General features: G+C 35.6%; 20 protein-coding genes. 8 read left to right on the top strand and 12 right to left on the bottom strand.

Annotated features, from left to right (window positions below; all coding sequences use genetic code 11):
* Positions 1-3: 3 nt before the first annotated feature.
* Positions 4-651, bottom strand: coding sequence for an A1S_1983 family putative colistin resistance protein (locus P256_RS04225; RefSeq protein WP_155756735.1), 648 nt, complete (start codon positions 649-651; stop codon positions 4-6).
* A gap of 92 nt (positions 652-743) precedes the next feature.
* Between P256_RS04225 and ispF the strand changes: the two genes are divergently transcribed.
* Positions 744-1,229: a 2-C-methyl-D-erythritol 2,4-cyclodiphosphate synthase gene (gene ispF, locus P256_RS04220; RefSeq protein ID WP_023272442.1), complete on the top strand. Its 486-nt coding sequence runs from the start codon at positions 744-746 to the stop codon at positions 1,227-1,229.
* Here the strand turns inward: ispF and P256_RS04215 are convergent.
* The 4 genes from P256_RS04215 to P256_RS04200 all read right to left on the bottom strand — a co-directional run bounded on the left by P256_RS04215 (position 1,223) and on the right by P256_RS04200 (position 6,153).
* Complete coding sequence (locus P256_RS04215; RefSeq protein ID WP_023272441.1) at positions 1,223-1,750, bottom strand: protein tyrosine phosphatase family protein; 528 nt, start codon at positions 1,748-1,750, stop codon at positions 1,223-1,225. The genes ispF and P256_RS04215 overlap by 7 nt on opposite strands.
* A gap of 52 nt (positions 1,751-1,802) precedes the next feature.
* Positions 1,803-2,894 carry a 3-deoxy-7-phosphoheptulonate synthase gene (locus P256_RS04210; RefSeq protein WP_023272440.1) on the bottom strand — a complete coding sequence of 364 codons (1,092 nt, stop codon included), beginning with the start codon at positions 2,892-2,894 and terminating at the stop codon, positions 1,803-1,805.
* Positions 2,895-3,004: 110 nt separating this feature from the next.
* Positions 3,005-3,877, bottom strand: coding sequence for a sulfite exporter TauE/SafE family protein (locus P256_RS04205; protein ID WP_023272439.1), 873 nt, complete (start codon positions 3,875-3,877; stop codon positions 3,005-3,007).
* A 194-nt stretch (positions 3,878-4,071) separates the two neighbouring features.
* The gene (locus P256_RS04200) at positions 4,072-6,153 is read right to left on the bottom strand and encodes a TonB-dependent siderophore receptor (RefSeq protein WP_023272438.1); all 2,082 of its coding nucleotides are present in this window, start codon (positions 6,151-6,153) and stop codon (positions 4,072-4,074) included.
* A 147-nt stretch (positions 6,154-6,300) separates the two neighbouring features.
* On the opposite strand from P256_RS04200, the gene lpxB reads away from it, so the two are divergent.
* Positions 6,301-7,488: a lipid-A-disaccharide synthase gene (gene lpxB, locus P256_RS04195; protein ID WP_040331797.1), complete on the top strand. Its 1,188-nt coding sequence runs from the start codon at positions 6,301-6,303 to the stop codon at positions 7,486-7,488.
* On the opposite strand, the gene P256_RS04190 is transcribed toward lpxB, so the two are convergent.
* Entirely contained in the window at positions 7,466-8,341 is an 876-nt protein-coding gene (locus tag P256_RS04190) for a DUF2797 domain-containing protein (protein WP_023272436.1), read from the bottom strand. The two genes, lpxB and P256_RS04190, sit on opposite strands and share 23 nt — an antisense overlap.
* A gap of 35 nt (positions 8,342-8,376) precedes the next feature.
* Here P256_RS04190 and P256_RS04185 point away from each other — a divergent pair, with 35 nt between their 5' ends.
* Positions 8,377-8,844 carry a DUF6231 family protein gene (locus P256_RS04185; RefSeq protein ID WP_023272435.1) on the top strand — a complete coding sequence of 156 codons (468 nt, stop codon included), beginning with the start codon at positions 8,377-8,379 and terminating at the stop codon, positions 8,842-8,844.
* A gap of 4 nt (positions 8,845-8,848) precedes the next feature.
* Here the strand turns inward: P256_RS04185 and P256_RS04180 are convergent, their stop codons facing one another.
* Positions 8,849-9,541 carry an NPP1 family protein gene (locus P256_RS04180; RefSeq protein ID WP_023272434.1) on the bottom strand — a complete coding sequence of 231 codons (693 nt, stop codon included), beginning with the start codon at positions 9,539-9,541 and terminating at the stop codon, positions 8,849-8,851.
* A 280-nt stretch (positions 9,542-9,821) separates the two neighbouring features.
* On the opposite strand from P256_RS04180, the gene P256_RS04175 reads away from it, so the two are divergent.
* Positions 9,822-10,421, top strand: coding sequence for a YidB family protein (locus P256_RS04175; RefSeq protein ID WP_023272433.1), 600 nt, complete (start codon positions 9,822-9,824; stop codon positions 10,419-10,421).
* A gap of 37 nt (positions 10,422-10,458) precedes the next feature.
* Here P256_RS04175 and dctA read toward each other — a convergent pair whose 3' ends face one another.
* Both dctA and P256_RS04165 read right to left on the bottom strand, forming a co-directional pair.
* Positions 10,459-11,751 carry a C4-dicarboxylate transporter DctA gene (gene dctA, locus P256_RS04170; RefSeq protein WP_023272432.1) on the bottom strand — a complete coding sequence of 431 codons (1,293 nt, stop codon included), beginning with the start codon at positions 11,749-11,751 and terminating at the stop codon, positions 10,459-10,461.
* Between the two features lie 53 nt (positions 11,752-11,804).
* Complete coding sequence (locus P256_RS04165; RefSeq protein WP_023272431.1) at positions 11,805-12,437, bottom strand: LysE family translocator; 633 nt, start codon at positions 12,435-12,437, stop codon at positions 11,805-11,807.
* Positions 12,438-12,642: 205 nt separating this feature from the next.
* On the opposite strand from P256_RS04165, the gene P256_RS04160 reads away from it, so the two are divergent.
* The 4 genes from P256_RS04160 (at position 12,643) to P256_RS04145 (ending at position 17,472) form a co-directional block, all read left to right on the top strand.
* The gene (locus tag P256_RS04160; protein WP_023272430.1) at positions 12,643-13,572 is read left to right on the top strand and encodes a LysR family transcriptional regulator; all 930 of its coding nucleotides are present in this window, start codon (positions 12,643-12,645) and stop codon (positions 13,570-13,572) included.
* Between the two features lie 58 nt (positions 13,573-13,630).
* Positions 13,631-13,930 (top strand): ArsR/SmtB family transcription factor, encoded by a 300-nt coding sequence (locus tag P256_RS04155; RefSeq protein ID WP_023272429.1) that lies wholly within the window; start codon positions 13,631-13,633, stop codon positions 13,928-13,930.
* Positions 13,931-13,934: 4 nt separating this feature from the next.
* The gene (locus P256_RS04150; protein ID WP_023272428.1) at positions 13,935-15,068 is read left to right on the top strand and encodes an MFS transporter; all 1,134 of its coding nucleotides are present in this window, start codon (positions 13,935-13,937) and stop codon (positions 15,066-15,068) included.
* Between the two features lie 259 nt (positions 15,069-15,327).
* Positions 15,328-17,472 (top strand): TonB-dependent siderophore receptor, encoded by a 2,145-nt coding sequence (locus P256_RS04145; RefSeq protein ID WP_023272427.1) that lies wholly within the window; start codon positions 15,328-15,330, stop codon positions 17,470-17,472.
* Positions 17,473-17,527: 55 nt separating this feature from the next.
* Here the strand turns inward: P256_RS04145 and P256_RS04140 are convergent, their stop codons facing one another.
* The 3 genes from P256_RS04140 to P256_RS04130 all read right to left on the bottom strand — a co-directional run bounded on the left by P256_RS04140 (position 17,528) and on the right by P256_RS04130 (position 19,282).
* The gene (locus tag P256_RS04140; protein WP_023272426.1) at positions 17,528-17,956 is read right to left on the bottom strand and encodes an HIT family protein; all 429 of its coding nucleotides are present in this window, start codon (positions 17,954-17,956) and stop codon (positions 17,528-17,530) included.
* 103 nt (positions 17,957-18,059) lie between these two features.
* Positions 18,060-18,329 (bottom strand): YARHG domain-containing protein, encoded by a 270-nt coding sequence (locus tag P256_RS04135; protein WP_023272425.1) that lies wholly within the window; start codon positions 18,327-18,329, stop codon positions 18,060-18,062.
* 80 nt (positions 18,330-18,409) lie between these two features.
* Positions 18,410-19,282 carry an NAD(P)-dependent oxidoreductase gene (locus tag P256_RS04130; protein WP_023272424.1) on the bottom strand — a complete coding sequence of 291 codons (873 nt, stop codon included), beginning with the start codon at positions 19,280-19,282 and terminating at the stop codon, positions 18,410-18,412.
* Between the last annotated feature and the right edge of the window lie 34 nt (positions 19,283-19,316).

Below are 19,316 nucleotides of genomic sequence, written 5' to 3'. Positions count from 1 at the left end.
TAGTTAGTCGTATAAACGATATATTCCAAAGTACTGATGACATTCAGGTTGCTCACTACTTAATGTAAGTAAAGCTTTATATATTTTAATACTATATACGCATTGGTCTTCGGTATTTTTAAATACGATTTGGTTTGCTGTATTGGTTGCATATGCAGTTAAGTAAGGTTGCCCTTTGTGGTGGTGTTTTGAGCTATATGCAAAGCCTTCAATTTTGACTCTTTTTTGATCTAGTTGGTGTATTTGTAAATAATGGTTAGGTGAAGTTATCTTTCCATGTGAATACTGAAAAAAATGTTGAGTCAGGCTTTGATTGAGTGAAGCGTAAGTGTTCAGTTCATCTGTACGTAAAGAAATTTCATGAGTAATGCATGTTTTTTCCTTACAGCTATAAATACGCTTTAACCAAAGGTTTTGAGTATCATTGACCAGATTTAGAGGTGCATTTGTACTTTTTTGTGTGTTTCTAAAAAGAGTAGTTAAATTATCTCGGTCTTCTTGGAAGCTATCTCGGCAAAATAATGGTTTTTTAGATCCAATATGCTGGCAGATGTCAGATTGTGAAAAATGAGCTAGTGCGATACTTGGCATAATTGCAAGCGAGAGTAAGAATATATTTTTTTTGAGAGGTGAATTGTGAAACGACATCATCGCTTATACTTAGTTATATAGTACTCACGTTAATATAGCGAAATATTGAGTAAAAAGACAAGACATCATTTTATACGAAAGGAAGTTTTACATTGGTTACAAAAATTAGAATTGGTCAGGGTATAGATGTTCATGCTTTTGAAGCAGGTGATTTTGTGACATTGGCAGGTTTAAAAATACCGCATACACAGGGTTTAAAAGCACATTCAGATGGTGATGTTGTTTTGCATGCTTTAAGTGATGCCTTATTGGGTGCATTAGCACTAGGAGATATAGGGCAACATTTTCCAGATACAGATCCTAATTTTAAAGGGGCAGACAGTCGAGTATTACTGAAGAATGTTTATCAGCTTATTAAAGATAGAGGATATATGCTAGGTAATGCAGATATTACAGTTGCATGCGAGCGACCAAAACTGGCTAAACATAATTTAGAAATGCGTGAAAGTATTGCGAGTGTATTAGATGTTGATGTTTCTCAAATTAGTATTAAGGCAACAACAACAGAAAAGTTAGGGTTTACAGGTCGCCAAGAAGGAATCTTGGCAACCGCAACAGTACTTATTGAACATCAATAAGTAGCTTCAGTATTATGCTGTAATTCTTGTTGTAGTTCCTGTGTTGCTTTTCTTCCTTTAAGTTGTAGAGCAACACTATGGATTAAGCCAGTCCATGTTTCATTTGGTTCCCAAAGCTGTTCCAAATATGGTTGTGCGATCGAGATATCCAAATTCATATAGTATTGTCGATATAAGAATATTAATGCACTTGCACGCTTATTCTGTGAGCAATGTACCCAAACTGTTTGATCACGAACAAGAAAATCTATGGTATCTAGTGCAAATAAAGCTTGGTCTGTATTGGGCATATCCCATGAAAGCGGAAGTTGAATATAATTTAGCCCTAAATCTAGACAAATTTTATCTTCATTATTTAAATGTTCTGGTGAGTCATTCAGTGCCAAATTAATAATAGTGCTTATGCCATATTCTTTAATTTGCTGTAGCTGACTCTCTGTAGGTTGTCCTGAAGAAAATAAATGTTCGTGAACATACTGGAATTTCGGGATTTGACACAATGCATTTTCAAGATTATTCATAAGTATTTTATATAAAAAACGCCATCATAGATGGCGTATAGTGTGCATGATATTATCGTTTTGGTAAAACATCTTTTAATGCTTGATGCATTTCCAAAAGCACTTTTTCTGTTGTGTCCCAATCAATACAACCATCTGTGACAGATTTTCCGTATTCAAGATCACATAAGTTGCTAGGAATATCCTGACGACCACCTTTAAGATGACTTTCCACCATTAAACCAATAATAGAACGGTTACCGTTTTGGATTTGTTCCGTTACATTCTTTAAGACCAATGGCTGTAAGTATGGGTCTTTATTTGAATTTGCATGGCTTCCATCAATCATAATGTGATGTGCAACTTTTGCTTTTGTGAGTGCATCTTCAGCTGCAGCAACAGACGTTGCATCATAGTTAGGTTTACCATTGCCACCACGTAGTACAACATGGCCGTATTGGTTTCCACGCGTACGAATGATAGAAACTTGTCCATCATTGTTCAAACCTAAGAAATTATGACCATGTTTTACGGCTTGCATTGCATTAATCGCAACAGTAAAGCTTCCATCTGTCCCATTTTTAAAGCCAACAGGTGAAGAAAGCCCTGACGACATCTCGCGGTGAGTTTGACTTTCTGTTGTACGTGCGCCAATTGCTGACCATGAAATGAGGTCTTGTAGATATTGTGGTGAATTTGGGTCGAGTGCTTCTGTTGCACAAGGAAGCCCTTTTTCATTTAAATCTAATAGAAGTTGACGACCGATGCGTAAGCCTTTTTCAATATCGAATGAATCGTCCATATTCGGGTCGTTAATTAATCCTTTCCAACCCACTGTCGTTCTTGGCTTTTCAAAGTAAACACGCATAATAATATAAAGTGTATCTTTTACTTTTTCACTAAGCGCTTTTAGGCGATCTGCATATTCATGTGCAGCTTTGGGGTCGTGAATAGAACAAGGGCCAATGACTACAAATATACGCTTATCTTCGCCATCTAGAATTTTACGAACTTGCTCACGACCTTTTAGCACTGTTTCATGTGCTTTGCCTGATAACGGTAGTTCAGCTTTAAGTTGAGCTGGTGTGATAAGCGGTTGCATGCTACTAATATTGACGTCATCAATATCGTTTGAGGTAGTCGAATTTTGTTGTTCAGTATTCATTGCCGTTAGTGATCTTGGAGGTTAAGAATAATTTAAACTATAAAGCCCATATATTAAAAAGACAAATATAATTGTTGTGTCTTAAATAGTTAAGTATATGGGCTTATATGCTAGGTTAAATGTTGGTTTGAGATAACCGTAGCTTGTGGCGGTGATGTGTGCTGTACAGGTTTTGCTTTTGTTGGATGGAGCATAAAGTTAATACCTAATAATAGAAGTGTAATACCTAGAACTTTACGAATAAACTGTTCAGGCATTTTACTGCTAATGAGCGTACCGATGATAATAGACGGTATAGAACCAACCAAGAGCCAACCAAGTAGATGAAAATCTACATTGCCTGAACTCATATGAGCAAGTCCTGCTACAAAGGTTAGACATACAGCATGTACAACATCTGAGCCGATAATACGAATCATTGGTAAGTTAGGGAAGAGTAAGATAAGTGCCATAACACCAAATGCACCCGCACCTACAGAGGATAGCGTGACAAATATTCCAAGAATAATCCCCATTAAAATAATATAAATTCTTTTTTTACTTGTAATCTCAACAGGCTGAGCTTCATTATTGTTTTTATGAAATCGTTTGAAAAAGTTTTCAATTTTATTTCTAAAAATAATTGAAATACCTGTCAGGGTAAGCATGAAGCCAAGTACCATTGTTAGTACAGATTTATAGGTTGTCGATTGGCTTAAATAGTGCTCAAGTACCCAATGTGTTGCAAATGATGCAGGAATACTACCAAGTGATAGCCAAAGTACGATTGGCCAAACGACATTTAATTTTTTTGCATGTACTAAAGAGCCACAAAATTTGGAAATAGAGGCATAAATAAGATCTGTACCAATTGCAATATGTGGTTCTATTTTAAATAGACCTATAAGCATGGGTGTCATTAGAGAACCGCCACCCACACCAGTAATGCCGACACAAAAGCCAACGACCATACCTGCAAGTATAAATTGAAGCGCGTCATACATTGTGATTATGCCAATATCTTAAAATATGCATATCTTATGACTTTTTCTTCGATAGAGTTGTCTTGATTCTTCATTTACTTATCTTTAAAAATAAAAAGCAAATGAGAATTATTTATATTTTTTAAAAGAGTATTCTATAGCTAGTTTTTTAGATATACCTCATATTGCTTTAAGTATATGAGGTATATGTGAAATTAAAACTTATAAGTGACTCCAAGCTGAGCATTTCTTCCTTGTCCGGGGTAGACATACATATTAAATGCACTGCTATCATAGTTTTTATCAAAAATATTTCTGATATTTAAACTAAACTTTAGATTCTCAGAGGCTTTATATGTTGCAACTAAGTCTGTGGTAGCGTAAGCAGGCATATCATAACTTGTATTTGAAGTGAGGCCTTTTCTTCGATCAATGAAGTGTTGATTTATTCCTAAACTTAATCCATCGAGTTGTCCTGATTGAATGTCATACATTGCTAGAATATTTAGGCTGTTTTTTGGAATGTTGGCAAGGCGTGTACCTTTCTTTAGCGTATTATCTTTAACTACGGAAGCATCTACATAGGCATAGTTTCCAATAATTTTAAATGCATCTGTAATTTGACCCGTAATATTTAAATCAATCCCTTTGCTAGAAACCTTACCTGCGGCAATTGATTTAGTTGTATCTACTGGGTCTAGAGTAAGTACATTATTTTTCTTTGTATAATATACTGTTGCATCTATATTTAAACGGTTTGGAATGATTTGCCATTTAGAACCAATTTCATATGAAATACCTGTTTCGGGTGTAAATCCTTTACCAAAACGATCGGCACCTGTATTTGGCTTAAATGACTTACTTGCACTTGTATATATACTAAGATCATCATTCGGTGTATAGATGAAACCTAGGCGAGGGATAAAAGCACCTTCATTTGCCATCCAACTTGAAGACGTTAGAAAATCTGTATATTTATCTTTGTATGCTTCGTAGCGCAGACCCAATAATGTTTTTAACTGTGAAGATAAAGCGATTTGATCCTGTATGAAGTATGCTTGACTGCGTAACTTCTCATGATCACGTGTTGTGACATTCGTCAGTGCAGGAAGAGTTTGACCTAGAGTTGGTTGGTTTATATTTAAATCAAAATTAGCAGTTTTAGGAGAGCGAATAATCAAAGATCGATAGTCATATTCTTCTAGCTCGATTCCTGCAATAAGCGTATGTTGCATATTGAATAAGTCAAATTGACCTGTAACATTTGCTTGGAAATCTTTATCTTCCCATGATAAATGACGCCAATTATAGTTACGTGTAATAACGTTACCATTGGTGTTTGGCTTTAAACCATATGCTTCTACAGCATAGCCTGCTAAATCACCTTTTAAATATTGCCCGCCAACATTTAGTTTCCAGTTTGGACTGAGTGCTTGCTCTAAGCGTAGCTGTAGCATGTCGTTGCTATTGGTCAGATTGTTTCTATCTTTGCCAGGTTCCCACCAGTATGTGCTTGGATCAAAGCTCGTTTTACTTTGTCCTGAGTATCTTGTAAAGCCTCGATCTAATGGGTGCTGGTTTCTTAAAAAGTCAGCCTCAAGTATGACTTTTGTCTGATCTGAAGGTTGCCATTGGAGAACAGGGGAGATGTCCCATCTTTTTGTTTTAACGCCATCTCTATAAGTATCGCCTGTTTCAGACATTGCATTTAAACTGTAACTAAAGGTTTGGCTTAAAGGCCCTGTTGCATCTAATGTGCTTCTAAATAAGCCTTCACTATCTATAAGTGCGCCGAGTTCTGTCAACTGCTTATTTTGAGGGGTTTTACTCACAATATTTAGTGTGCCCCCCGGATCTGTTCGACCGTATAATGTTGCAGCAGGGCCTTTAATAATATCAATGCGTTCAATTGTATTACTATCGGGTGAATTAGGGTAGCCACGATTAATTGGAAAACCATTTTTGAAGTATTCACCACTAGTAAAACCACGAACCGTATATGTGGTTAAACCTTGCCCACCAAAATTATTACCACGTCCAATACCTGCAATATCTAAGCCATCTGATAAACGTGTCGCTTGGATATCATTCAGGATATTTTTATTGATGACGATAACTTCTTGAGGTGTATCTTGAATAGATGTATTTGTACGTGTTGCTGTACTTGATTGATGGCTAGAGTATGTTTGTGCATTTGATTGGGACTGTATAGAAATGGTTGGGAGAACCTGATTTTCTGCATAAGCTGTGTTGTAGATTGAACTGACGATACAAATGTAGAGTAAATGTTTAGCCATTATAACTTCCCCAAAAATAAAACATGATTATATATATTTTTATTATTCAATCAATAATGATTATCAATATCTTTTATTTGGGGCTGACTTTATGTCTTATGCCGAATGCGTATAATGGTCAATGAATACTATAAGGGAATAACATTTGTGCAAAAGCAGCCTTTAAGAATAGGTATGGTGGTGGGTGAGGTTTCAGGTGATACTTTAGGTGCTGAACTTATGCGCCAGTTTAAGTCACAAGGTATTGAAGCTATATTTGAAGGGGTAGGTGGGCCACAAATGATTGCGGAAGGCTTTCAAAGTTTCTATCCTATGGAAACTTTATCTGTGATGGGTATTGTGGAAGTTTTGAAAGACTTAAAGGCCTTGTTTGCTATACGTGATGGTTTAGTTGAAAAATGGACAAAAGATCCTGTAGATGTATTTATTGGTATTGATGCACCTGATTTTAACTTACGTCTTTCTAAGAAAATTAAGCAAAATAATTTACCAATTAAGACAGTTCAATATGTCAGCCCATCTGTATGGGCATGGAGACAAAAGCGTGTTTTAGGCATTCAAAAAACGATTGATTTAGTTTTGTGTTTATTCCCATTTGAAAAACAGTTTTATGCAAGACATGCTGTTCCTGCAATTTTTGTTGGTCACCCTCTTGCGAAAAGTATGCCATTAGAAAATGATATATCCGAAGCGAAGGTAGATTTAAAATTAAATCAGGACACTACTTATATTGGATTACTACCGGGAAGTCGCCGTGGTGAGGTTGAGCGTTTAGCACCATTGGTATTTGGTGCTGCGGAAATTTTGCAAAGAGATTATCCAGATTATGAGTATTTGGTGCCTGCAATTAATGAAAAGAGAAAAACACAAATTGCAGAAGTATTATCGTCTTATCCATTAGATTTTCAGCATAAAGTACATATTTTAGACAACACACAAACAGAGTCAAAAATAGGTCGGCAGGTCATGGCAGCGAGTGATATTGTGGCACTTGCTTCAGGAACAGCAACACTTGAAGGAATGCTACTCCATAAACCGATGGTCACATTTTATAAGTTAAATTGGTTTACATATCAGATTGCAAAAAGAATGGTTAAAATTCCTTACTTTTCATTACCTAATATTATTGCAGGTAAAAAAGTAATTGAGGAGCTTGTACAAGACAATGCAACGGCAGATAGTCTTGCACAAGCGCTCAAAAAACTAGTGAATCAAGAAACTGCACAAATTCAGAAAATGCAACATTTAACAGCGCATAAACAGCTCATTTCAGGCAATACGGAAGATCCTGTGCAAGCGATTCTAAACTTAGTTAAAGTGAGAAATGAAGTTTAAGTTCATAGCCTGTATATTTGCGAATATTAATGACACCTGTATCAAAGATTAAATATTGACCTTTAATACCTTGTAAGACTCCTCCAATAATAGGGGTCTTATCTAAGTTATGTGATTTTATTTTCGTTGGATAGGTCTGCACAGGGTAAATAAATTCACGCTGTTTTTCATTTGCAAGAATTTTAACATCTTCATCAAATTCTATATTTAAAGAAAATTCATCGCTGATTTCTTCAATTTGCTCTTGGAACTCTCCGAGCAATTCATCTCGTGTTTGTATTAGGTCTAGAGGTTCAGCCTCACCTTTTAGCAGTTTTCGCCAATCTGTTTTATCGGCAACCTGTTCGGCAAACATTGTTTCTAAATGACCGGATAAACGACGAGAACCTACTTTCATAATAGGAAGTGCTTGAGTCGCACCTTGGTCAAGCCAGCGTGTTGGCATTTGACCAAGACGTGTAATACCGACTTTAAGTGCGCTTGAGTTTGCAAGATAAACAATATGTGGTTGAAAGCAAACACGCTGTGCAAAATCTTCTTCTCGGCATGTGCCCATATGGTAATGGCACGTTTCAGGCTTCATAATGCACATGTCACATTCTGCTTTTGTTTTAAAACATTTAAAGCAGTGACCTTGGGAGTAAGATTTAGGTGTTTTTTTCCCACATGATGTGCAATAGATATTTCCTGTCCAAGAGATTTCTATGTGTTGACCGACTGAAAAAGGAATATCTACTTTTGAGTTATCTAAAATAAATGTATATTCAACATTTGCCTGCTCGGTATCATGATGTGTGACACTGTGGTTGGCTAAATCAGCATGCATTTTACGGCAAATGCCTTGAAATTCCATACAAAATTCTCGCTAAGACTTTAAGGGTGCAGTTTATGAGTGAGCAGAATGTCATCGCTTCTTTGCTAGACGATTTAACTCAGATGCAGTCATTAAAAACTGCATTATGCATTGGGCAAGATATTGCACAATATGATTTGAATAAAAAAATACAATGGCAGTATTTTAACGCATCTGACATTTTAAATCTGCCATTTACACAGCGTTATGACTTGGGTTTTGTGGTTTTTAATGATGATTTAAATCGACGTTCTCAATTGGAGCGTGGTCAAATTATTGTGAAGCTACGAGATTTATGGGCAAAGCACGTTGTTGTTATTGCACCGCAAGGAGATGATGCGTTTATGCGTTCTTTAGGATTAACTCGAATCGTTGATGATGCACTTCAAGATTCACAGCAAACGCTTTGGCAATTTAATATTTTGAGCTATAAAAATACTCCAGATTGGCTCAATTCAAAGTTTTGGGCCAACCCAGAGAATTGGAACAAATTTCGTTGGTAATTCGTTATTTATAATAAGACAACTCAATATTTCTAAAGAAATTATTTGAGTTGAAGGGTACATTTGCTTTGCCAAAATTATATGTATCTAAAGCTGTTCGTGCTTGTGGTGATAGTCCCCACCAGCTTACGCCATTTTGGTAGCCACCATGATAATATGTTTTTGTTAATGAGTGATCTAGCGGTATAGGATTTCTTTGATAGGCGACAAGGGGATGTGTTCCATCTAGTGCAGGATTGGTATCTTTGTCATATTTTCCATGGGCTGAGTAAGAAATAGCATTAATACGTGCGTTGTCACTACAGCTTGATAGCCAAACAACAATATTTTCCCAATCATAGCGGTGCCCCATATTTCCGGGGCCATCAACATTTTGATCTTTTGGAAAAAACCATGAATACATCACGGCACATTCACCTTTATAGGATGCCTGATTGACATAAACTTGTCCTGTACTAGATGAACAGTGCCCATTCATCGCACCTGATGGTTGTAGGCCACCACTTACATTTCCTGCCGCATCTACAGCAGGAAATGGTACACAACCATCAAAGACTTTAAGTTGAGGTTGGAAGGTTTTGTAGTATCCCTGAATTTTATCGGGAAACCCAACAACTTGATCATGTGGAATAACATTTGCTGTTGCAAAAGATGAAATAGACCCCAATAGCAATAAAGCAGAAAGTTTATTTAGCATAATTTAATGTATATAAAATAGTCGAAATATTAAAATATAGTATATTTATCACTCATTCGTTTCTTGTTCGTTGAGATTAAGTTTTACTTTATTTTTATATGTATGTTTATGATTTTTTTAAATATTGTTGTAATCTCTGAAAGATAGAGTATATAATTTTATTCAAATAATGAATAAGTTTTATGTGGCTGATGTTATTGCTTATATCAAAAAATAACAGAAGCAGATCTTAAAATACGATAATATTTCAATATCTAACTATAAGTTATAGAGGTTCTAAATGACTGATTTAACAAGCATTGTCGAAGGTTTAGCAAAACAAGCATTGGGTGGACAGGCAGGTCAAAATAACTCAGGGCTTGGCGGTATGTTAGGCTCAGTTTTGGGGCAACTTGGTAGTAATCAAAATAACTCATCTTCTGGTGGTTTAGGTGGCATGCTTGGAGGGGTTCTAGGTTCATTAACAGGTGGTTCAAATACTGGAAGTGAACAAAATAATAGTTCGGGCACACAATCGCTTTTGGTTGCTGTTGTTCCTTTAATCCTTTCTTGGATTCAACAACAAGGTGGCTTACAAGCAGCATTAGATAAACTGCGTGGTTCAGGTTTAACAAGTCAAGTACAAAATTGGGTTGACCCATCAACATCTGAACATTCAGATGTCGCAAATGACCATGTGCAAAATTTGTTTAACGATAAAGAAGTAGAGCAGGTTGCAGAACAAACGCAAACCCAAAAGCAAGATGTTTATGGTGCGATTGGTACAGTGCTACCACAAATTATTAATGCTTTAACACCAAAAGGTGAGCAAACAAATAACCAAGAAGCAAATGATGATATTCAAAAAGTGTTAGGTATGGTTTCGGGTTTCTTAAAGTAATTCAGTAAAGTGAAAAAGGTGGCTTAAGCCACCTTTTTTATTTCTGTGTAATGGGTATTGCTGCATTTTTGGGATGTGTTTTTAAAACATCTTTGGCTTTTGCGAGGTCAATATCTTTTTCCCATGTTGCAATGAAAACAGTGGCTACACAGTTTCCAATAAGGTTGGTAATTGCTCTGACAATACCAATGAACCAGTCTATAGAAAGTAATAATACAAGCCCAATGGTTGGAAGGTCAGGAATGATTGAAAGCGTTGCTGCAAGAATAACGATTGCAGAGCCGGGAACACCATGTGCACCTTTTGATGTGAGTAAAGATACAAACAGTATAAGTAGCAGGTGAGATAGGCTAAGGTCTATATTGCAAGCCTGTGCAATAAAAATAACACCGAGAGTTAAATAAATTGAGAAGCCATCTAAGTTAAAAGAGTAGCCAGTAGGAATTACAAGTCCTACGGTACTGTCTTTAATTCCTAGATTTTTTAATTTTTGCATAATTTGTGGCAGTACAGCATCTGATGAGGCCGTACCTAATACAATAAGAAGTTCCTCTTTAAAGTAATGAAGAAATTTAAAAATATTCAAACCTGAAATTTTTAAAATAGAGCCAAGAATACAAACAATGAAAATAATACATGTGAGATAAAATAGTATGATGAGATAGCTTAATTTAAACAGAGAATCTAAACCAAATTGAGCAGTGGTATACGCGACTGACCCAAGTACACCAAGTGGTGCTAAACGAATAATCAGCCCCATCATTTTAAATAGAATTTCAGAAATAGATTCAATAAATACTTTTGTAGGCGCCGCAATATTTTTGGGCACAAGTAGCATGCTTACGCCAAATAAAACAGCGATGATGAGTACTTGTAAAATATCGCCTTTGGTAAATGCATCAAAGATTGTATTTGGAATAAGATGTAAAAAGAAATCAGGAATAGATTGTAAGTGCTGTGCGCGTTGAACATAGGTGTTCAAGTCACTGCTATGTAAGCTTGTGAGTTGAATATTCATGTTTGCACCGGGTTTGAATATGTAGGCTACAGCAATGCCCAGTACCAGTGCAATGGTTGAAATAATTTCAAAGTAAAGAATAGTTTTTGTGCCTACGCAGCCCATTTTTTTAATATCACCTGCGCCATAAATGCCAAGAGTAATGACACAAAAAACAATAGGTGCAATGAGCATTTTAATGAGGGATATAAAACCATCGCCAAGAGGCTTTAGATTTAATGCAAATTGATGGGCTGTAACACCTAAAAATACACCAAGTATTAACGCAATGACCACCTGTAAAAATAGGTTTTTCTTGAGTAGTTGTAGCATGTCTATTCCCAATCTCATATTTATTGAGAATAGATGCAATAATTATTCCAAGATTAAATTTGGCTGAGAATGAGCTTTGTGGCAATAACAATAAAAATAATGCCCATAATACGCTCAAAAAGTTTTCCTTGATTGAGAAAAGCAGTTCGTACCTTCGTATTAGAAAAAATAAAACTCACAAAAACAAACCAAAGCGCATTAATGCTACACATCCAAAGACCATAAAGTGTCTGAATAGTCAATGGTGTTGATGGACTAATGAGTGTTGTAAAAATAGATAAAAAGAAGAGTGTCGCTTTAGGGTTGAGTGCATTGGTAATAAAGCCTAAGTAAAAAGCACGCCATGTGCTTATTTCTTGTGTATCTTCAGGTTTATTTTCTTGAATGGCGACTTGGGGTGTAGGAGAGCTACGTATAAATAGAATACCTAAGTATAAAAGATAGCAAGCACCTAAAATTTTTAATGTAAGCAGTAACCAAGGTGTTTGTTTAATAAGAAAACTAAACCCAATAAGTGTATAGAAAACATGCACTGATATACCGCAACCAATACCAATTGCACTAATACAAGCCATTTTTCGACCATATCGAATACTTTGGCGTACGATTAACCCAAAGTCAGGTCCCGGTAAAATGACAGCTAGAAAATGTACGCATGCTAAAATAAGAAACTCATGAAGCCACATGGTTATGCTCTACAGTCAATAAAGGTAAGAAATTTTTATAATGTTCTATTGAGTTTCTATTTAGAAAAACAAGATAGATTTTTGATAAGACCTTGTTTAAGAAAAAATAAATATACATATGAATATCCTCTACACTAGATATATAAAGTGTATAAGAGAATATGACTCGTGATAATCTATCTAAAAATCAAAACATTTTTGTCTCATGAGCACAAATAAAAGTATTAACCTTTTGCAAGAGATGGCTGTATTTGTAAAAGTAGTTGAAACAGGAAGTTTTTCTGAAACAGCACGTCAACTCGGTCAAACGCCGTCTGCGGTGAGTCGTGCTGTTTCTCGGTTGGAGAAAGTATTAGCAACACGGCTATTGCATAGAACAACTCGAAAATTAAGATTAAGCGAGGGTGGTAAGCATATCTATGCACATTGTTTAGACATGGTGAGTGCATCTGAAGCTGTGATGGAAAGCTCTGGAAAATTTAATGATGAACCTTATGGTACGGTACGTATTAGTGTGCCTAAGGCGATTGGTCATTATTTAATTCACCCACATTTACCCGAGTTCTTAGAGAAATATCCGCAAATTAATGTGCAAATGCTGTTAGAAGATCGTTATATTGATTTTATTGATGACAATGTCGATGCAGCAATTCGCATTACAAAGTCTCCTTCGGGTGCTTTAATGGGTAAAAAGCTGTTGCCGATAGACCATGTGATTGTTGCGACACCATATTATATAAAAACACATTTACCTATTCAGCATCCTCATGATTTGAAAGAACATCAGTGCATTTGTTTAGGGGAGCAACCAATTGATGCAAAATGGAAATTTGTCAAAAATAATAAAATGGTGACTGTTAATGTGAAGGGAAGATATTTTGCAAACCATACGAGTATTCGACTCAGTGCAGCATTACAGCACTTAGGTATTGCGAGCTTACCTTATTTTGTTGCAAAAAATGCATTGGCAACAGGTGAGCTCATTCATGTTCTTCCTGAGTGGTATTTTGAAACGTATTATAGTGGTGATGCATGGTTTTTATATCCACCCACGCGTTATATACCTATTAAACTTCGTGTTTTACTTCAGTTTTTATCAGAGAAATTGGCACTTGAGCCTATTTTAGAAAAATAGCTTGAATATTCGACAAAAATGGAACATTATTATTGTTTGATTATTTTGGAACAATAATATGGTACGTGTTTATAATCATCCTAAATTAGATGAACTTGTATTAAGCCAAGTTCTTTTTGCATTAAGTGACCCGATACGGTTAGACATTATCAAAAAATTACTCTGTGTTGATAAAATGAATAGTTTGGACTTAGTGCCTAATATTCCAAAATCGACCCTTACACATCATACAAAAACACTTAGAGAGGCAGGGCTCACTTATACTCAACCTGAAGGTAGAAATTGTTGGATTTCTATTCGTAAAGAGACTTTTGAAAAGAAGTATCCTGAGTTAATGCTCCTTCTGTTAAAGGAGTAGCAGCATGCTTAAGCTTTGGTTTCTTTGCTTAGTAAATTGTGCTTTAGGGTTAGATGCTTATGTGCTCTCAGGGTTGCTTCCATCTATTGCTCAAAGTATAGGGAGTCGTCCTGAACAGGTTGGTTTAGGCATTGCTATATTTACACTCGCTTATGCATTGAGTACGCCAATTTTTGGAAAGATTTTTCAGCGTCTCCACACTTCTCATCTGTTGCAATTGGCAGTTGGTGTCTTTATTGTTGGTAATATTCTTACAGTTTGTGCAACCGCATTCTCTGTATTTATATTAGGTCGTCTAATCGCTGGTGTGGGAGCAGGTATTTTTTCACCACTTGCTTTTGCAACAGCCATTAAATTGGGTGGTGAGGAAAATAAAGGTCAGGCAATAGCAATTGTGCTTGCAGGACTAAGTGTCGGAACTGCTTTCGGAGTTCCATTTGGCTTATGGCTGTCTCAGCTATATACATGGAAAACTACAATTCTTTGTATTATTGGACTATCAAGTGTAGGTCTATTGGCATTGTTCTTGAACCGTTTAAGTATTCCATTGATCACTACTAGAGCATCAATATTTAATAAGAATATAATTAACTCTAAGACCATTCCTATTTTAATGGTGACATTTTTGACTGGGTTTACATCACTTGGATTGTACAGCTATTTAGGTCAGCTATTATTTATTCAAGGTCTCATGAAAATTGATATTTATGCAATGTGGTTGTGGGGAATTGGAGGGTGTATTGGTGCGTTTTCTGTTGGAAAGTTATTGGATAATTATATCTCAAGTCAGAAAATGACAATATTGGTTCTATTGCTTCTTATCATAAGTTTTATTTTATTGTTTTCAGGGCAGTGGCAGCTTATAGTTTTGGCTTGTTTTATATGGGGATATGCGGGTTGGTCTAGTATTGTTCCTCAACAGCATCGCTTAACATCCATTTCAAAAATATCTCATCAAAATATATTGGCCTTAAACTCTTCTTTAAATTATTTGGGCGGTGCATTGGGTACAGCATTGGCTTCTTTTATTGCATATATGCAATGGTTACAAGAATTACCAATTATCTTAACCCTTGTTTTAGGATTAACTTTATATATACATTGCCGTCACAGAGATATGGGAGTTGATGATATATAAATCCGCCACTCAACTAAGATTTTTAGATATAACCATTACAATCTATGAAAATTTATATATTCCATTAATCGCTTAATCTTATGGACTATATATTTTTTTTTAGTATATATAATGTGTATTAGTAGTATGATTATTATAAGTATTTATTTTTCCTATAGCTTTTAATTGTTTAATTAATTATATATTTATTAAATATAAATAGTTAATGTGTGTTGTGTTATTGTAATAGATTCTTATTATCATTAAGATAGATATATTCATGATACAAACACGTTATAACATATTATATTTTTCTATTATTTCTTCTATTTTTTTGTCAGCTTCTTCAGTATATGCAAACCCGAATAATGCGCAAAATCTTCCTACTATTCAGTTGAAGTCTGATAATCAAGAAGGATATGTTGCAAAAAAAGCTGTTTCAGGTCTTAAGTCAGATACTCCTTTATTTGAAACAGCTCAATCTGTAAGTGTAATTACCAGTGAACAGTTAGATCAGAAACAAGCTTCTACCTTAGTGGATGCAATTGCTGATATAGCAGGTGTATCAGCAGGTTATCGTAGTAGACGAGGATTAGATGATATTATTATTCGTGGGCAAAATGCTTCTAATCAAATTTATGTCGATGGGTTAAGACAAGGTCTGGGTACAGGCTCCTCATCAGATGCAGCGATTGATCTTTCAGGCATAGATCAAGTTCAAGTCATTAAAGGACCAGCATCAGTGAATTTTGGACAAGTTGCGCCAGGTGGTATTGTCAACTTAGTATCAAAATGGCCTCAAGCAAATACTTTTGCAAATGCAGATTTAACTTATGGTAGTTACAGCTTTAAACAAGGAAAATTTGATTTAAATTATAGTCCGAATAATACCGAAAAAGGAGCATTTCGGTTAGCAGGACGTATAGCCGATCAAAAAGATGAGATTGATAAGTTATACTTCAAAAATATCTTTATATCACCTTCATACACTTTTAATTTAGGTGATAAAGCAGATCTATCTCTTATTGCAAGTTACCAACATAGAGAGTATTTGCGCATTCAAGGCATTCCTATTTTAGGAAGTTCTCTTAAAGAGAATCCTAATGGACCATTCAAGCGTTCGATTTATTTAGGAGAGCCTTCAGCAGAACCGTATAAAGTTGATGCTTATCGGTTAGGGTATAAGTTTAAATATAATTTCGACAACGATTGGAATTTTGAGCAAAAATTTGCAATTAAGAAATCTAATATTGACGGTAATTTTATAACAATGGATCGTTGGGCTGATAAAAAATATCAGTCAATTATTCGTACATCAGATCTGCAGAGTATCGATACGTCTAGTTTATCTATAGATAATCAACTCAAAAAAACATTTAATTTTCAAAATATAGATCATCATATTCTTATTGGAGCAGATGGTTTATCTGATCGAAGAACAGTTGATACCTATAATTGTAAGATTAATGACTTTAATTTTTATAACCCTGTTTATAACACCAAAGTTGATTGTAGTGATAAAAACTATAAGTCTAGTCATATTAATAATGTTCAAAAAAATGCATATGTTGGATTGTATGCAAGAGATCAAGTTGTTGTTAAAGATAACTTAATTCTTAACTTTGCAGGTCGTAGTGATTGGGGACAAACCTCAACAACAAACTTATTAAAATCACAAGAAGTAAAGAATCATTATCAAGCTTTTACAGGGAGTGTTTCTGCTCTATATAACATAAATAATTGGGTTGCTCCTTATACAAGTTACTCTACTTCTTTCTTACCTGTTGCAGGTACAGACCGATTTGGGAATGCCTTTGAGCCACAAAAAGGTAAACAGTTAGAAACTGGGTTGAAATTCCAAAATGAATCACAAAACGTGCAAGCAAGTCTTGCATGGTATAATTTAACTCTAGAGAATGTACCTGTAACTGATCCCGTGAATTCTAGGTTTAAGTCTCAAGATGGTGAACAAAATACAAAAGGTATAGAAGCAGAAATTGCAGCAAATATATCGGATCAACTTCGTGTAAATGCTTCATTTAGCCATATGTATGATGCCAAAATTAGCAAAGATACAAATATAAAGAAAATTGGTCAGCGTTTAGAAAATACCCCTGAAAATACTTATAGCCTGTCTATGCGTTATTATCCAGTGAATGAATTATCTGGTTGGTATATTGGTACGGGTGTAAGAGGAGAATCTTCTAAGCAAATACGGAATGAATCTTTCCGTGTACCATCTTTTGTATTGTTTGATGCTGAAGCAGGGTATGAAGCGCAACACTGGGGTGCGCAGTTGTCTATACGTAATATGTTTGATAAAGAATATTATGCAGGTGTAATTGATAATATAGACAATAACAATCGTGTTATTACGCTAGGTAATCCACGCCAAATTAATTTCACATTGAAGTTTAAATACTAAAAGAACTTCGAAACTTTGCCTTATATTTATAGGGCAAAGTTTCAATCTACCAAGATTATAGTTGCTCTAACACTAACTTAATTTTTTCAGCAGTGGCTTTAATTTCTTCTTGATTTCCCATTTCAGCAGCGTGCTTGCGCAACTCATGTATAGAACTTGGAATGAGATGAAAGTGTATATGTGGGACGGTTTGACCTGCACTTTCACCAGATAGTTGCATAAGAACAATACCAGATGTATCTAATGCTTTTTCAATAGCTTTAGCGACTTTTTGTACTATTTGGATGGTATAGGCAGCATCGTCTGCAGAGAGGTCTAATAAAGTCACAGCTTCTGCTTTAGGAATAACAAGTGTATGCCCTTTAGCCTGAGGCATGATATCCATAAATGCGAGTGTACGATCATCTTCATAAACTTTAATTGCAGGAATTTCGCCACGAAGTATTTTAGCAAAGATATTTTGAGTGTCGTAATGTGTAGACATGTTTTAGCACATAATTATAAGGTTAAAACAATAGAGTATATGATGTAAGGGGTGAGAGGGAAGTCTAGGTTCACCACATTTGCAGTGAACCTCTAAAATAGTATTAATCGCAATTAAGAGCTTTTTGTTGCGCTTTAATTTGGTCTAAACGTTCTTGCTCACGCTCAGAAAATTTAGGTTTGGTTGTGTAGCAATTGTCATTGCCATATTTTGCTATTGCTTCAGGGTCTTTAAAGCAGAACCCTTTTGCTGCATAAATAAGGTTGTAGTCATCTTGTAGTTTTTGACACGCCTGAGTTGCAGGTGCTGCAACTGCATATGTGCCAAATGAACCAAGCACAGTTGCAATAAGTACAGCAGATAACTTTTTCATGAGCGTTTCCTCAAACAAATGAATTGTGTTTTATAACACATGCTATTTATATGGGGAAAGAATACGCAAAATCAAGTTATTTATTCAATAGTCACTTTATTCAGCATTTCATACATTTTGGCAACAGTTGAGAAGTCGCTATTCGGTTCTACAAGATTACTTGCAGCTTGGATTAAGCTTTGTGAGGCTGCAATAACAGGTGCTGAAAGCTTGGCATTTTGTACGAGGTCTAAAGCAATACCTGTATCTTTGGCAAGTAGAGGCAGCGCAAAAGTATTTGGGAAGCTGCGGTTAAAAATACGTTGAGGTAACACAGAAGACGTCACAGTACTTTGCCCACTTGAAGCATTAATGCATTCAAATGCTTCTTGTAAATTTACGCCGTGGGATTTTAATGTAGAAGCTCCTTCACATGCAGCACATAAATGTACAGCCATCAGCATATTGTTGACGGCTTTAACTGCAAATCCTGCACCTGAGTCACCAACATGCTTTATTAGTTTCCCTAGTGCTTGCATTGCAGGTAATGCTTTTTCAAAAGTTTCTATATTACCGCCAACCATAAATGTAAGTGTTGCGTTCTCTGCACCAATCGTCTGTCCACTTACAGGTGCATCTAAATAGGCCACATTTTTTTCTTTTAATTGAACTTCTAATTTTTTAGCGCTTTCAGGAACACCGCTAGTACAGTCTACCCAAATTGCACCTGACTTAATGGTTAGAGGCTGAATAAGATGTTCTACATCTGCGCTTGTAGGCAAACATGAAAAGATAATATCTGCCTGCACAGCTTCTTGTAAGGTGACTGCCTGTGTACCATATGTTGTAGCATGTTCTTCGGCTTTATTTGATGTTCTATTCCATACGAGTACTTTTGAGAAATGCTTTGGTAAATGTGCTGCCATGCGATAGCCCATTGCACCAAGTCCAATAAAAGAAACAATTTGTGTCATAACTACCTCTGATGTTTTGATTGTAATTGATTTA

It is taken from the genome of Acinetobacter nectaris CIP 110549 (genome assembly GCF_000488215.1).
Lineage (GTDB): Bacteria > Pseudomonadota > Gammaproteobacteria > Pseudomonadales > Moraxellaceae > Acinetobacter > Acinetobacter nectaris.
Note: the sequence above shows the minus strand (reverse complement) of the source record. Positions and strands in the feature narration are given on the sequence as shown.